This is a genomic window from Aquisalimonas sp. APHAB1-3 (assembly GCF_048323695.1).
GTDB lineage: Bacteria > Pseudomonadota > Gammaproteobacteria > Nitrococcales > Aquisalimonadaceae > Aquisalimonas.
Genome location: NZ_JBLWFT010000001.1, coordinates 465705 through 478939 on the forward strand (window position 1 = coordinate 465705; position 13235 = coordinate 478939).

Below are 13235 nucleotides of genomic sequence, written 5' to 3' on the forward strand. Positions count from 1 at the left end.
ATCGTGCCATGGACATTTCGGCCACGGACATTGCCGAGCGCGTCGGCGCGCTTGGCCCTGCGTCCGCTTACCGGGTCGCCTTCAGCGGTGGCCCCGATTCACACGCGCTGCTGCATCTCCTTGCGACCGCTCGGGATCGGCTGTCGGCGCCGCTGTCCGCGATCCACGTCAACCATCGCATGCACGCCGACGCCGACGCCTGGGCGACGCATTGCCAGGCCGTGTGCGAGGCCCTTGAAATCCCTCTTGTCGCACTCCGTGTCCCGGAGCCGCCGCCGCCCGATGCCGGCGAGACCTGGGCGCGGGACTGGCGTTACCGGCTGATGGCGGACGCCCTCGCCAGCGGCGAAGGCCTTCTGACTGCCCACCACCAGGATGACCAGGCCGAGACCGTGTTGCTGCGCCTGCTGCGGGGAAGCGGCGTGGACGGGCTGGTCGGCATTCCGCGCACCCGTGCCCTGGGCAAGGGGTGGGTCGGGCGTCCGCTGCTGGAGATTCCCCGCGCCGCGATCGCCGCTTACGGGTGCGACCATGGGCTGCAGTCCATTGACGATCCGGCAAATCATGACCGCCACGCCGACCGCAACTGGGTCCGTCACGACGTGTTGCCCACTCTGGTCGCGCGGTGGCCCCGGGCCGTCGGGACCATCGCCCGGTCCGGTTCCCTGGCGGGAGAGGCGGGCGCGTCCCTGGGCCGCTACGCAGTCACGCTCTTGCGGGGCATGACCGATGGCGAGCGGCTGGACGGAGACGCCCTGTCCTGCCTGGCCGATGAGGATCAGCGGCTGGTGCTGCGGCACTGGCTCCGACAGCGGGGTGCCGCGTTGCCGGACGCCCGGCAACTCGAGGCGGGCCGCCGGATGCTGGTGTATGGAGCCGACGATCGCATGCCGGTGTTCCACTGGCCGGGCGGTACGGTGCGCCGTTACCGGAGGTGGCTGTCGCTCGAGCCGGCAGGCGAGGTACCGGCACGCCAGGCGCGCTCCGTGCAATGGCTGCCGGAGACCGATCTGCGGCTTGATCACGGCTGGCTGCGGGTCACCCGCGGTGTCGGGGGGGTGGCGCCGGAGCGGTTGCCACCGTCCGGTGTGATCGTGGCGCTACGCCAGGGGGGCGAGCGGTGCCGGCCCGCGGGGCGGCCGACCCGGCCGGTGAAGAAGCTGTTCCAGGAAGCGGGCGTGCCGCCCTGGCAGCGGCAGGCCTGGCCCATTCTCATGGTGGGAGATGCCGTCGCGGCGGTGCCGGGCCTGTGTATCTGCGAAGGCTTCCAGGCAGCCCCACCGGACCGGGGGCTGCATTTCCACTGGGACCCGGACTGACCGTGCGGTCAGCGTTGTGCCGGGGTGGGTGTTCTGGTACTTTTAGCGCCACTCAGGCAGCGGGTAATGAAGCGCCAGCACGCACGCCGTACTGGACTTTGCGGTTCATGGCCGCATGGGTGACCCGCGCGGATGATGGCATTGTGTCCGCCCGGCGCGCTTCCCTTTCCGGTGTCTTTCGAATGCGGCTCCCGCGACCTTTCGTGCGAAAGACAGAGTTCCTATGACCCGATACATCTTTATTACCGGTGGCGTTGTGTCCTCGCTGGGCAAAGGCATTGCGTCCGCCTCCCTGGCGAGCATCCTGCAGGCGAGGGGGCTGAAGGTCACCATGATCAAGCTGGATCCCTACATCAACGTGGATCCGGGGACCATGAGCCCGTTCCAGCACGGCGAGGTCTACGTGACCGAGGACGGCGCCGAGACCGACCTGGATCTCGGCCATTACGAGCGTTTCGTGCGCATGCGCACCGGCCGGGTCAACAACTACACTACCGGGCGGATCTACGAGAACGTGATCCGCAAGGAGCGCCGCGGGGAATACCTGGGCGGTACGGTGCAGGTGATCCCGCACATCACCGACGAGATCAAGCGCTGCATCCGCGAAGGTGCGGAAGGCCACGATATCGCCCTGGTGGAGATCGGTGGCACCGTCGGTGACATCGAGTCGCTGCCGTTTCTGGAAGCCATCCGCCAGATGGGTGTGGAGCACAAGCGGGATTCGCTGTTTCTGCACCTCACGCTGGTCCCGTTCATCGGCCCCAGCGCCGAGATGAAGACCAAGCCGACGCAGCATTCGGTCAAGGAGCTGCGCTCCATCGGCATTCAGCCCGACATCCTGCTGTGCCGCTCCAGCCGGCCGATTCCGGAAGACGAACGGCGCAAGATCGCCCTGTTTACCAACGTCGAGCAGGAGGCGGTGATCTCCGCCCTGGACGTGGACGACATCTACAAGGTGCCGCTGGCGCTGCACGACCAGGGGCTGGACGACATTGTTGCCGACAAGCTGCAGATCGAACTCCCGCCGGCGGATCTCTCCGACTGGGAGCGGGTGGTGGAGGCGCGCTCGCACCTGGATGGCGAAGTGACCATCGCCATGGTGGGCAAGTACGTGAACCTGGCCGATGCCTACAAGTCTCTTTCCGAAGCGCTGATCCACGCCGGCATCCACACCCGCACCAAGGTCAACATCCGTTCGGTGGACTCCGAGGAGATCGAGCGCCGGGGTCCCGAGCTGCTGTCGGACGTGGACGCCATACTGGTCCCCGGCGGCTTCGGCGAGCGTGGTGTCGAGGGCAAGATCCAGGCGGCGCGCTACGCCCGCGAGCACCGCATTCCGTTTCTCGGCATTTGCCTCGGCATGCAGGTGGCGGTGATCGACTTCGCCCGCAATGTTGCCGGCCTTGAAAACGCCCACAGCACTGAGTTCCAGCCCGACACTCCGCATCCGGTCATTGGCCTGATCACCGAATGGATGACGGATGATGGCCGTGTCGAGGAGCGCGGGCCGGACGATGATCTGGGCGGCACCATGCGCCTCGGCGGGCAGCCCTGCCTGCTGGAGCAGGGGTCGCTGGTAGGCCGGACCTACGACGCCGAGAGCATCGTCGAGCGGCACCGGCACCGTTACGAGTTCAACAACCATTACGCCGACGCGCTGAAACAGGCCGGGTTGCGGATCTCGGGCCGCTCCAGTGACGGCAACCTGGTGGAAGTGGTGGAACTCCCTGATCACCCCTGGTACCTCGGGTGCCAGTTCCATCCGGAATTCACGTCCACGCCGCGCGATGGCCACCCGCTGTTCTGCGGGTTCGTCGAGGCCGCCCGCGGCCGCCACGGTGACAGTTAGACTCGGAGGTCCCGACCATGGCCAGTATTGATCTCTGCGGCTTCCGGGCCGGGCTCGGGGAGCGGATGTTCCTGATCGCCGGGCCCTGCGTGGTCGAGTCCGAACAGCTGGCGCTGGATACGGCCGGCCAGCTCCGGGAGATGTGCGCGCGGCTGGCGATCCCGTTCATCTTCAAGTCGTCCTTCGACAAGGCGAACCGTTCATCCGGCTCCAGTTTCCGCGGGCCGGGCATGGAAGAGGGTCTGCGGGTGCTGGGCGAGGTCCGGCGGCAGATCGGTGTCCCGGTGATCACCGATGTCCACGAAGACACGCCCCTGGCCGAAGTCGCCGACGTGGTGGACGTACTGCAGACGCCGGCGTTCCTGTGCCGGCAGACCAACTTCATCCAGAACGTCGCCCGACAGGGGCTGCCCGTGAATATCAAGAAGGGGCAGTTCCTGGCGCCCTGGGACATGGGCAACGTGGTGGACAAGGCGCGGGCCGTGGGTAATGACGCCATCATGGTGTGCGAGCGCGGCGTGTCGTTCGGGTACAACAACCTGGTGTCCGACATGCGCGCACTGGCGGTGATGCGCGACACCGGCAGCCCGGTGGTGTTCGACGCCACCCACTCCGTGCAGCTGCCCGGCGGCCAGGGGAATGCGTCCGGCGGTCAGCGCGAGTTCGTGCCGGTGCTCTCCAGGGCAGCGGTGGCTGCGGGCGTGGCCGGGCTGTTCATGGAGACACACCCTGATCCGGACAAGGCCCTGTCCGACGGCCCGAATGCGTGGCCGCTGGGGCGCATGGAGCCGTTGCTGGAGACGCTCGTGGCCCTGGACGAACGGGTCAAGGCGGACGGTCTGGCGGAACAGTCCCTGTAGACGCCCCAGCCGTCGCCCACCGATTTTGCAGGCAACAAGGGAACGTCACAGATCATGGCGACTATCGAGACAGTGAAGGCGCGGGAGATCCTCGACTCCCGCGGTAACCCGACCGTCGAGGCGGACGTCACGCTCAGCAGCGGCGCATTCGGCCGCGCGGCCGTGCCCTCCGGCGCCTCCACCGGTACGCGGGAGGCCGTGGAACTGCGCGACGGTGACAAGGGGCGCTACCTCGGCAAGGGCGTGCGCAACGCCGTGGAGAATGCCAATACCGTACTCGCCGAGGCCCTCAAGGGCATGGACGCCGACGATCAGCGCGCCGTTGATCAGCGCATGCTCGACCTCGATGGCACCGACAACAAGAGCCGGCTGGGCGCCAACGCGCTGCTGGCGCTGTCTCTCGCGGTGGCGCGCGCCGCTGCCGACGACCGCGGTGTCCCGCTGTACCGGCACCTGTCGCCCCAGGGGCCGCACGTGCTGCCGGTGCCGATGATGAACATCCTCAACGGTGGTGCGCACGCCGACAACAGCGTCGATCTGCAGGAGTTCATGATCCTGCCCATCGGTTTCGACAGCTTCCGCGAGGCGCTGCGTGCCGGCACCGAGGTGTTCCATGCGCTCAAGAAAGTGCTTGCCGGTCGCGGCCTGAGCACGGCGGTCGGGGACGAAGGTGGTTTCGCGCCGGATCTGCCCTCCAATGAAGCCGCGCTGGAAACCATCGCTGAAGCCGTGGCCAATGCCGGCTACACCCTGGGCGAAGACATCTGGCTTGGGCTGGACGTTGCCAGTTCCGAATTCTACGAAAACGGCAGCTACGTGCTGGCCTCGGAAGGCAAGCGTTACACCGCCGCCGAGTATGTGGACGTCCTCGCCGACTGGGTGGAGCGCTACCCCATCGTCACCATCGAGGACGGCATGGACGAGGGCGACTGGGACGGCTGGAAACTGCTCAGTGATCGTCTTGGTGAACGGTGCCAGCTGGTGGGCGATGATCTGTTCGTCACCAACACCCGCATTCTCCAGGAAGGCATCGACCGCGGCATCGGCAACTCCATCCTCATCAAGTTCAACCAGATCGGCACGCTGACCGAGACCCTGGATGCCATCGCCATGGCCGAGGGCGCCGGGTATACATCGGTCATTTCCCACCGGTCGGGGGAAACCGAGGACACCACCATCTCCGATCTCGCGGTGGCCTCCAGCGCGACCCAGATCAAGACCGGCTCGCTGTGTCGCTCGGACCGCGTGGCCAAGTACAACCAGCTGCTGAGAATCGAAGAGGATCTGGGCGAGCGCGCCGTGTATGCCGGCCGCCGTGCGTTCCCGAACCTCAAGGGCTGGTGACGAGACGACGTCGCCACCCGCGTTCATGTATGGTGGCGGCAGGTGGTTCTAGGACGATGCCATGCGAATACTGATCGGCGGGCTGGTCGCGTTGTTGCTGCTGTTCCAGATCCAGCTCTGGACCGGCAAGGGCGGCCTTCCCGCCGTCTGGCAGTTGCAGGATGCAGCCAGCGAACAGCGGGCGGAGAATGCCCGGCTGGAGCAGCGCAACCGCGCCCTGGAAGCCGACGTTGACGATCTCAAGGATGGCCTCGGTGCGATCGAAGAGCGTGCCAGGGACGAGCTGGGCATGATCCGGGACGACGAGGTCTTCTACCAGGTATCCGATGAATGACTGACCCTGCATCCCCCCGGGTCTGGGCGGTGCTTCCCGCGGCCGGCGTGGGGCGTCGGATGGCTGCGCCCGTGCCCAAGCAGTATCTTCCCCTCCTGGAGCATCCGGTCATGGACTGGAGTCTGCATGCGCTGCTGATGGAGCCCCGTGTCACCGGAGCCGTGGTAGCGCTCGGGGACGACGATGACTGGTGGCAGGAGCGCACGGCGTACGCCGGCAAGGCGCTCTACCGCGTATCCGGCGGACGGGAGCGCGCCGATTCGGTACTGGCCTGCCTGCAGTTTCTGGCGGCGGAGGTTGCCGGCACGAACGACTGGGTGTTGGTGCACGACGCCGTACGGCCGTGCCTGACGTCGTTGGCGTTGACGCGCCTGCTGGATCAGGGGCTCGCGCATGCGGACGGAGCACTGCTTGCGGTCCCCGTGCGCGATACGCTCAAGCAGGGCGGGCGCGACGGCACCGTAAGCCGGACGACGCCACGGGACTCGCTCTGGCAGGCGCAGACACCGCAGCTGTTTCCCCTCGCGGCATTGCTGGACGCCCTGACCGGGGCGCGCGACCAGGAGGTGCTGGTTACCGACGAGGCCCAGGCCATGGAACACGCCGGGTACGCGCCGCTGCTGGTGGAGGGCGAAAGCACCAACCTGAAGATCACCCGGCCGGGGGATCTCCCCCTGGCGGAATCCATATTGCGCGCCCGTGGCGGTCACCGGGCACCGGAGGAGTAGCAATGCTGCGCATCGGCCAGGGCTTCGACGTGCACCGTTTTCAGCCGGAAGGGAAGCTGATCGTCGGCGGAGTTGAGATTCCCTACCACCTTGGCATCGCCGCTCATTCCGACGGTGATGTGCTCCTGCACGCCGTGACCGACGCGCTGCTGGGGGCGTTGGCCGACGGCGACATCGGCCGGCACTTCCCGGACAACGATCCGCAATGGCAGGGCGCAGACAGCGCTGCGCTGTTGCGTCACGTGCATGCCCGCGTGGCGGCGGCCGGGTACCGGATCAATAATCTGGACTCAACGATCATCGCCCAGGCGCCGAAAATGGCACCGCACATCCCCGGCATGCGCCGTGTCCTAGCGGAGAGCCTGGACGTGGCTGAGTCCGCGGTGAGCGTCAAGGCGACCACCACGGAACAGCTCGGTCCCTTCGGGCGCGGAGAAGGCATTGCCGCCCAGGCGGTGGTGCTGCTGATCAGTGATGTCTGAGTCTGCCCCTGACCTGGCGGGGGCCTGGCACGATCTCCCACGCGCGCTGGGACCACCGCCCGCGACCGCCCTGCTGCGTGCGACGCCCGCGGACTTCCGCGTGATGGAAGACCCGGTGATGGAGCCGGAGGGTGCGGGCGAGCACCTCTGGTTCCTGATTCGCAAGACCGGCTGGAACACCGCCGACGTCGGGCAGTGGCTGGGCCGGACAGTGGGTGCCAGGCCTCGGGACGTGAGTTGGGCCGGCCTCAAGGACCGCCACGCCGTGACCGAACAGTGGTTCGGCGTCCACCGTCCGGGCGGCAATGACATTCCGGAGTTGCAGGAGCTGCCCGCGGGCATCGAGATACTGCGGGTGGCTCGCCATGGTCGCAAGCTGCGTACCGGCATGCTCCAGGGGAATTACTTCGACCTGACGCTCCGTGCGCTCGATCGTCCTCCGGAGCTGCTTGGTCCGCGCCTCGCCATGATCGCAAGGTCGGGAGTGCCCAATTACTTTGGTGCGCAGCGCTTTGGCCGCGACGGTGGCAATCTGGATGCCGCATGGCGGATGCTTGACGGGATGCCCGTGCGCAACCGGCAGCGACGTGGTCTGTTTCTCTCGGCGGCGCGCTCGTTCCTGTTCAACCAGGTGCTGGCGGCGCGCGTGCGTGCGGGGTGCTGGGACCGTCCGTTGTCCGGGGATCTCATGACGTTCACCAGCAGCAACAGCCTGTTCCCGGCGGCCGGGTTGAGTGCCGGCGATCCGCGGCTGGCGTGGGCCGACGTGCATCCCGCGGGGCCGCTGCCCGGCCGTGGCGGCATGGCGCCTGAGGATGCCGCCGGTGCGCTGGAGGCAGAGGCGCTTGCCCCATGGCGGGAGCAGATCGAAGCGCTCGGGCGGCTCGGTGTGGACGGGGCGCGGCGGGCGTTGCGGTTGCCGGTACAGCGGCTGTGGTGGCGGCGTGAGGACGCCTCCACGCTTCGGGTCGGTTTCTGGTTGCCGGCGGGGGCGTTTGCCACCGCCGTGCTCAGGGAAGCCTGTGATTACCGCGAAGGCGCACGGAGCAGCACGTAGACAGCACCGGTGCCGCCGTCCACGGGGCGTGCGGATGCAAACGCGATGACTTCGTCAAGCTGGCGTAGCCAGCGGTCCGCCAGCCCCTTGAGGACAGGACCGCGGTTGTGGGAACGGAGCCCCTTGCCGTGAACGATCCGGACACAGCGCACATCGCGAGCGCGGCAGTCGTTGATAAACTGGCGCAGCTGAGCACGGGCCACCGGCACGGTCATGCCGTGGAGGTCCAGTTCCGCCTGCACCGGAAACTGCCCGCGGCGAAGCCGGCGAAGCACGCGGCGTTGCACACCTTCGCGCAGGAAGGTCAGCTCTTCGCCGGTTTCCAGGTCGGCCGGGTCGATGGGGCCGTCCATCAACTCGTCCATGACGCGCCGCTCATCGGCCTCGCGCTGGCGGGGCACCGGGCGGGGACGGGGAGATGGGGTGGTGGCCTGATCGTGACGCAGCGGGCGGACATCACCCATGGCGGCGCGGAACAGGGCGCTGTCGTCCTGGTTGTGGTCGTCCGTCATTGCTCGCCTCCGGCCGTCGGTCCCCGGCATTGGCCCGATTATACGGTGTCAGCTGGCATGAGAGCGACCGGGCGGCTGCCAAGGGGCGGGTGGCCCGGTATACTGTCGCGCGCCGGTTCGCCGGTGCGCGGTTACGCACACGAACACGGGGTCATGCATGCATATACTTGTCAGCAACGATGACGGTTATCAGGCGCCGGGCATTCAGTACCTGGCGGAGGAGCTGAGCCGACTCGCGAAGATCACGGTGGTGGCGCCGGATCGCGACCGCAGTGGCGCGAGCAACTCACTGACCCTTGATCTGCCGATACGGGCCGTGGAAATGCGCGCGCGCTGGTTTCGCGTGGAAGGGACACCCACCGACTGTGTGCACCTTGCTGTGACCGGACTGCTGGACAGTGATCCGGACATGGTGGTGTCGGGAATCAACGCCGGTGCCAACATGGGCGATGATGTGCTCTATAGTGGCACCGTTGCGGCGGCGACCGAGGGCCGGTTCCTCGGTCTGCCGGCCATCGCGGTCTCGCTGGTGACGCACGATCCGACCCATTACGAGACTGCGGGCCGTGTTGCCGCATTACTGGTCCAGCGGCTGGTCAGCGATCCGTTGCCGGCGGACACGATTCTCAACGTCAACGTTCCGGATGTGCCATGGGAGCAATTGCAGGGATTCGAGGCCACTCGCCTCGGTCAAAGGCACCGCTCCGAACCGCTCATCCCGGCGCGCGACCCGCGCGACCGGCCGATCTACTGGATCGGGCCGCCCGGGTCGGAGCAGGATGCCGGCGCGGGCACGGATTTCCATGCCGTCCGCCGCGGGTATGTGTCGGTCACGCCGATCCAGGTGGACCTCACACGGTATCAGGCCCTGGACAAGATCGCCGGCTGGGTTACGGGACTGAACGAATGATGGATGACCATCGCCGTCGCGGTATCGGCATGACCTCGCAGCGGACGCGTGAACGCCTGGTGCAGCGTCTGCGGGACGAGGGGATACGCAACGAGACGGTGCTGTCCGTCATCGGCAGTACGCCACGCCACCTGTTCGTGGATGAAGCGCTGTCCAGCCGCGCCTACGATGATACCGCGCTGCCCATTGGTGATGGTCAGACCATCTCCCAGCCCTACGTGGTGGCGCGCATGACCGAGGCGCTGATCGACGAGGGCATTCCGCAGAAGGTCCTTGAGGTCGGCACCGGCTCGGGTTATCAGGCGGCGGTGCTGGCGCAGCTTGTGCCTGAAGTCTACAGCGTCGAGCGCATCCGCAGGCTTCTGGAGCAGGCGCGCAGACGGCTGCGCGAGCTGGGGTACCGCAACGTCCGGGTGCGGTTTTCCGATGGCAATGCCGGCTGGGAAGGGGACGGACCGTTCGACGGCATCATCGTCACCGCCGCGCCTCAGGGCGTGCCGCAGGAACTGCTGGACCAGCTTGCCGATGGCGGTCGACTGATCGCGCCGGAGGGCGGGCAGGGGGAGGCCCAGGAGCTGGTCTGCTACCACCGCCAGGGTGCCGACGTGACGCGCACGCGGCTCGGTCTGGTGAGCTTTGTTCCCATGCTCGGCGGCACCCAATGAACGGTCCGTTCACGCGGCTGTATCTGTTCACCCTGCGCCTGGCGGCACACCGGCATGCCCCGCGCTACCTGGCGGGGCTGAGCTTTGCGGAGTCCTCATTCTTCCCCATCCCCCCGGACGTCATGCTCATGCCCATGGCGCTGGCGCAGCCCCGCAACGCCATGCGCTTTGCGCTGATTACCACCATCGCGTCGGTGCTGGGCGGCGTGCTCGGCTACATCATCGGCTACTTTGCCATGGAGCTGGTGGAGCCCTGGATCGTGAGCGCCGGCTACGGGGGAGCGCTGGAACAGGCCCGGGAATGGTTCCTGATCTACGGTTTCTGGATCGTGCTGATCGCCGGGTTCTCACCGGTGCCCTACAAGGTATTCACCCTGGCCGCCGGCGGTCTGGCCCTGCCCTTGCTGCCGTTCGTGCTGGCATCCATCGTCGGTCGTGGCAGCCGCTTCTTCCTGGTCGCTGCGCTGGTCGGCTGGGGCGGACCCAGGCTGGAACCCTACCTCAAGCAGTACATGGACTGGATCGGGTGGGCGACCGTTGCCCTGCTGGTCGTGGCGTATTTCGTCTACCTCCACTGAGCATGGCAGCGGCCGAATGGATGAACGTGCCAGAATACCGGGAGCCTGCCGCCACCAACGGATGACGATCACGTAATGGACTTCGGGCGTTACTGGAAATCCCTGCTGCTGCCGCTCACAGTGATGTTCGTCATCGGTTGCGCCGCTGATGGCCCGGCACCGGTTCGCGATATCGGGGGAGGGGTGCGTGGGGACGCCCTTTACGAAGTCCAGTCCGGGGACACGCTCTACGGCATCGCCTGGGATCACGGTCTGGATCACAACGACCTGGCTGCCTGGAACGACATCGACTCGCCTGATCAGTTGCGGACCGGGCAGCGGTTGCGCCTGCGGCCGCCTTCAGAGGAAACCGGGCGGGCGTCACGCCCGGTTTCCGCGCCATCACCCACGCCACCACGGGACGAGCCCGCGCCGTCCGCGGATGGGCCCGAGCGCATCGCCGAGGGTGACGCGCCCGGCGACTGGACGTGGCCCACGGACGGGGATGTGGTCGAGGGCTTCGTTCGTCAGGACGACGGCAAGCAGGGGATCAATATCGGCGGGTCCGTCGGGCAGGACGTCCGTGCGGCGGCCGCCGGACGCGTGGTCTACAGTGGCTCCGGGCTGGTGGGTTACGGCAACCTGATCGTGCTCAAGCATGGTGGTGACTACCTGAGCGCCTACGGGTACAACAGCCGGCTGCTGGTGGAGGAGGGGGGCGAAGTGGACGCCGGCGATGTCATTGCCGAGATGGGCAACGCCAGCGGCTCCAGCGAGGCCCGCCTGCACTTCGAACTGCGCCGGGCGGGCCAGGCAGTGGACCCGGAAGACTACCTGCCCTGACCCGCCCCCGATCCCGGGGAAAAATGCCTTTAGATGCGGCCATTGCCGGCGATCGAATCCTGTCGTTGCACCTGCTTTTGCATGGGCATATAGTGGATTCGAAGGCGTGGAGAACCGCCTTGACTCCCCTTCGCTGCGGCGTTGCCACGCCCGTTGCGAAGGGCGGGCAAGTGGAGGGATGGCCATGACAAAAGAAACAGTGGCAGAAGCGGCGCTGGACAACTTCGACGACGAGTCACTAGCGACCAGCGACGTTTCCGGAGGGGACGACATGACCATGGACGGCGCGGGAAAAGAGATCACGGACGAGCCAGAGCAGGATTCCACGACTGAAGAGACGCGTTTCAGCCCGGGAGAGGGGGCAGGGACGAGTCTTGACGCCACCCAGATCTATCTCAACGAGATCGGCTACTCGCCACTTCTGACCGCCGAAGAGGAAGTCTACTATTCGCGTCGCGCCCAGCGCGGCTGCGAGGATTCCCGCAGACGCATGATCGAGAGCAATCTGCGCTTGGTGGTCAAGATCGCGCGCCGCTACATGAGCCGTGGTCTGGCGTTTCTGGATCTCATCGAGGAAGGCAACCTCGGGCTTATCCGTGCGGTGGAGAAGTTCGATCCCGAACGCGGTTTCCGGTTCTCCACCTACGCCACCTGGTGGATCCGTCAGACCATTGAGCGGGCGATCATGAATCAGACCCGCACGATCCGGTTGCCCATTCACGTGATCAAGGAGATCAACCAGTGCCTGCGGACAGCAAGAAAGCTCACGCAGACACTGGATCACGAGCCGTCGGCGGATGAGATCGCCCGTGTGCTCGACCGTCCGCTGGCCAACGTGCAGCGGATGCTCGGGCTGAACGAGGGCACCACATCCGTGGATACACCGATCGGGAAGGACGCGGACCGGGTGCTTCTGGATGCCATTCCGGACGAGAACAACCCAGACCCGTCCGCATTGCTCCAGGACGGCGACGTGCTCAACCATATCGATAGCTGGCTCGCCCAACTCACTGAAAAACAAAGGGCTGTTGTCGAGCGCCGTTTCGGGTTGCACGGCCATGAACGTTCCACGCTCGAAGAGGTGGGGCGTGATATCGGCGTTACCCGGGAGCGGGTGCGCCAGATCCAGATCGATGCGCTGCGGAAGCTGCGTGAAATGATGGAGCGGGAAGGTTTCTCCCAGGACGCCGTGTTCGGTTAAGCGGCGCCTGCTGGCATGGCGCGCCCCTGCGGGGTGCGCCATGCCAGCGACGGGTCAGCGTGAATCCGCCTCGATCATGAACAGCACTGCCGCTACCTGCCGTCCCTCGGCGGCGAGCACGTTGTAGGTGCGGCAGGCGGCCTCGGTGGTCATTACCTCAATCCCCAGCCCGGCCTGGATCGTCCGGGCCATCAGTCTGCGGTCGGGGAACTGTTGCCGCCGCCCCGTGCCGATCAGCAGCAGCTCCGGAGCCATCGCGGTGATGGCGTCCATGTGGTCGTTGCCCAGCTCGCCCACGTCGGCCGGCCCCCAGCCATCGTGCAGCTGCTCCGGGGTGAGGAGCAGGGTGCTGGTGACCTCCGTCTCGTTCACGGTGATGGTTCCCACGTCGTAGCTGCGGATGCGGTTCGCTTCGCCGGTATTCTCAAGGGTCAGCTTCATGGCGGATCCGTTGGCGTCGGTGTCGTGTCTGGAGAATGACTGACTCCCAGTGTACCGCCAAGAGCCCGGTTTCGGCAGGGTGGTTCTGATCACGTGCCCGGGCTAGTACAATGCGCCGATGCTGCTGACCGGG

General features: G+C 66.7%; 15 protein-coding genes. 13 read left to right on the plus strand and 2 right to left on the minus strand.

The window, feature by feature from the left end; all coding sequences use genetic code 11:
- The first annotated feature begins 8 nt into the window (after positions 1 to 8).
- The 8 genes from tilS to truD all read left to right on the plus strand — a co-directional run bounded on the left by tilS (position 9) and on the right by truD (position 7973).
- On the plus strand, positions 9 to 1319 hold the full coding sequence (gene tilS / locus ACNSTU_RS02125; protein ID WP_418212040.1) for a tRNA lysidine(34) synthetase TilS: 1311 nt from the start codon (positions 9 to 11) through the stop codon (positions 1317 to 1319).
- A 223-nt stretch (positions 1320 to 1542) separates the two neighbouring features.
- Positions 1543 to 3168 carry a CTP synthase gene (locus ACNSTU_RS02130; protein ID WP_290632721.1) on the plus strand — a complete coding sequence of 542 codons (1626 nt, stop codon included), beginning with the start codon at positions 1543 to 1545 and terminating at the stop codon, positions 3166 to 3168.
- A 26-nt stretch (positions 3169 to 3194) separates the two neighbouring features.
- On the plus strand, positions 3195 to 4028 hold the full coding sequence (kdsA, locus tag ACNSTU_RS02135) for a 3-deoxy-8-phosphooctulonate synthase (protein WP_418212155.1): 834 nt from the start codon (positions 3195 to 3197) through the stop codon (positions 4026 to 4028).
- A 54-nt stretch (positions 4029 to 4082) separates the two neighbouring features.
- A complete protein-coding gene (gene eno / locus ACNSTU_RS02140) occupies positions 4083 to 5372 on the plus strand; it encodes a phosphopyruvate hydratase (RefSeq protein ID WP_290632719.1) in 1290 nt (429 codons plus the stop codon).
- A gap of 61 nt (positions 5373 to 5433) precedes the next feature.
- Positions 5434 to 5706 (plus strand): cell division protein FtsB, encoded by a 273-nt coding sequence (gene ftsB / locus ACNSTU_RS02145; RefSeq protein ID WP_290632717.1) that lies wholly within the window; start codon positions 5434 to 5436, stop codon positions 5704 to 5706.
- The gene (ispD, locus tag ACNSTU_RS02150) at positions 5703 to 6434 is read left to right on the plus strand and encodes a 2-C-methyl-D-erythritol 4-phosphate cytidylyltransferase (protein ID WP_290636750.1); all 732 of its coding nucleotides are present in this window, start codon (positions 5703 to 5705) and stop codon (positions 6432 to 6434) included. Before ftsB ends, ispD begins: the two co-directional genes overlap by 4 nt.
- A gap of 2 nt (positions 6435 to 6436) precedes the next feature.
- Entirely contained in the window at positions 6437 to 6916 is a 480-nt protein-coding gene (gene ispF, locus ACNSTU_RS02155; RefSeq protein WP_418212041.1) for a 2-C-methyl-D-erythritol 2,4-cyclodiphosphate synthase, read from the plus strand.
- On the plus strand, positions 6909 to 7973 hold the full coding sequence (gene truD, locus ACNSTU_RS02160) for a tRNA pseudouridine(13) synthase TruD (RefSeq protein WP_418212042.1): 1065 nt from the start codon (positions 6909 to 6911) through the stop codon (positions 7971 to 7973). The genes ispF and truD overlap by 8 nt, the downstream gene beginning before the upstream one ends.
- Here the strand turns inward: truD and ACNSTU_RS02165 are convergent.
- Positions 7943 to 8485, minus strand: a complete 543-nt coding sequence (locus ACNSTU_RS02165; protein ID WP_290636747.1) for a Smr/MutS family protein — start codon at positions 8483 to 8485, stop codon at positions 7943 to 7945. The two genes, truD and ACNSTU_RS02165, sit on opposite strands and share 31 nt — an antisense overlap.
- Before the next feature lie 157 nt (positions 8486 to 8642).
- Here ACNSTU_RS02165 and surE point away from each other — a divergent pair, with 157 nt between their 5' ends.
- The 5 genes from surE (at position 8643) to rpoS (ending at position 12661) form a co-directional block, all read left to right on the plus strand.
- Complete coding sequence (gene surE / locus ACNSTU_RS02170; protein WP_290636746.1) at positions 8643 to 9395, plus strand: 5'/3'-nucleotidase SurE; 753 nt, start codon at positions 8643 to 8645, stop codon at positions 9393 to 9395.
- Positions 9395 to 10060 (plus strand): protein-L-isoaspartate(D-aspartate) O-methyltransferase, encoded by a 666-nt coding sequence (locus tag ACNSTU_RS02175; protein ID WP_290635565.1) that lies wholly within the window; start codon positions 9395 to 9397, stop codon positions 10058 to 10060. The genes surE and ACNSTU_RS02175 overlap by 1 nt, the downstream gene beginning before the upstream one ends.
- On the plus strand, positions 10057 to 10638 hold the full coding sequence (locus ACNSTU_RS02180) for a YqaA family protein (RefSeq protein ID WP_290635561.1): 582 nt from the start codon (positions 10057 to 10059) through the stop codon (positions 10636 to 10638). The genes ACNSTU_RS02175 and ACNSTU_RS02180 overlap by 4 nt, the downstream gene beginning before the upstream one ends.
- 75 nt (positions 10639 to 10713) lie before the next feature.
- Positions 10714 to 11460, plus strand: coding sequence for a peptidoglycan DD-metalloendopeptidase family protein (locus ACNSTU_RS02185; protein WP_290637760.1), 747 nt, complete (start codon positions 10714 to 10716; stop codon positions 11458 to 11460).
- Positions 11461 to 11638: 178 nt separating this feature from the next.
- Positions 11639 to 12661 carry an RNA polymerase sigma factor RpoS gene (gene rpoS, locus ACNSTU_RS02190; RefSeq protein ID WP_290635563.1) on the plus strand — a complete coding sequence of 341 codons (1023 nt, stop codon included), beginning with the start codon at positions 11639 to 11641 and terminating at the stop codon, positions 12659 to 12661.
- Between the two features lie 54 nt (positions 12662 to 12715).
- Here rpoS and ACNSTU_RS02195 read toward each other — a convergent pair whose 3' ends face one another.
- Positions 12716 to 13102 (minus strand): Mth938-like domain-containing protein, encoded by a 387-nt coding sequence (locus tag ACNSTU_RS02195; RefSeq protein ID WP_290634940.1) that lies wholly within the window; start codon positions 13100 to 13102, stop codon positions 12716 to 12718.
- Positions 13103 to 13235 lie beyond the last annotated feature (133 nt).

Bases quoted from the DNA above. Each gene is read 5' to 3' on its own strand.
- tilS (WP_418212040.1), top strand. From the start codon at position 9: ATGGACATTTCGGCCACGGACATTGCCGAGCGCGTCGGCGCGCTTGGC.
- ACNSTU_RS02130 (WP_290632721.1), top strand. From the start codon at position 1,543: ATGACCCGATACATCTTTATTACCGGTGGCGTTGTGTCCTCGCTGGGC.
- eno (WP_290632719.1), top strand. From the start codon at position 4,083: ATGGCGACTATCGAGACAGTGAAGGCGCGGGAGATCCTCGACTCCCGC.
- ftsB (WP_290632717.1), top strand. From the start codon at position 5,434: ATGCGAATACTGATCGGCGGGCTGGTCGCGTTGTTGCTGCTGTTCCAG.
- ispD (WP_290636750.1), top strand. From the start codon at position 5,703: ATGACTGACCCTGCATCCCCCCGGGTCTGGGCGGTGCTTCCCGCGGCC.
- ispF (WP_418212041.1), top strand. From the start codon at position 6,437: ATGCTGCGCATCGGCCAGGGCTTCGACGTGCACCGTTTTCAGCCGGAA.
- truD (WP_418212042.1), top strand. From the start codon at position 6,909: ATGTCTGAGTCTGCCCCTGACCTGGCGGGGGCCTGGCACGATCTCCCA.
- ACNSTU_RS02165 (WP_290636747.1), bottom strand. From the start codon at position 8,485: ATGACGGACGACCACAACCAGGACGACAGCGCCCTGTTCCGCGCCGCC.
- surE (WP_290636746.1), top strand. From the start codon at position 8,643: ATGCATATACTTGTCAGCAACGATGACGGTTATCAGGCGCCGGGCATT.
- ACNSTU_RS02175 (WP_290635565.1), top strand. From the start codon at position 9,395: ATGGATGACCATCGCCGTCGCGGTATCGGCATGACCTCGCAGCGGACG.
- ACNSTU_RS02180 (WP_290635561.1), top strand. From the start codon at position 10,057: ATGAACGGTCCGTTCACGCGGCTGTATCTGTTCACCCTGCGCCTGGCG.
- ACNSTU_RS02185 (WP_290637760.1), top strand. From the start codon at position 10,714: ATGGACTTCGGGCGTTACTGGAAATCCCTGCTGCTGCCGCTCACAGTG.
- rpoS (WP_290635563.1), top strand. From the start codon at position 11,639: ATGGCCATGACAAAAGAAACAGTGGCAGAAGCGGCGCTGGACAACTTC.
- ACNSTU_RS02195 (WP_290634940.1), bottom strand. From the start codon at position 13,102: ATGAAGCTGACCCTTGAGAATACCGGCGAAGCGAACCGCATCCGCAGC.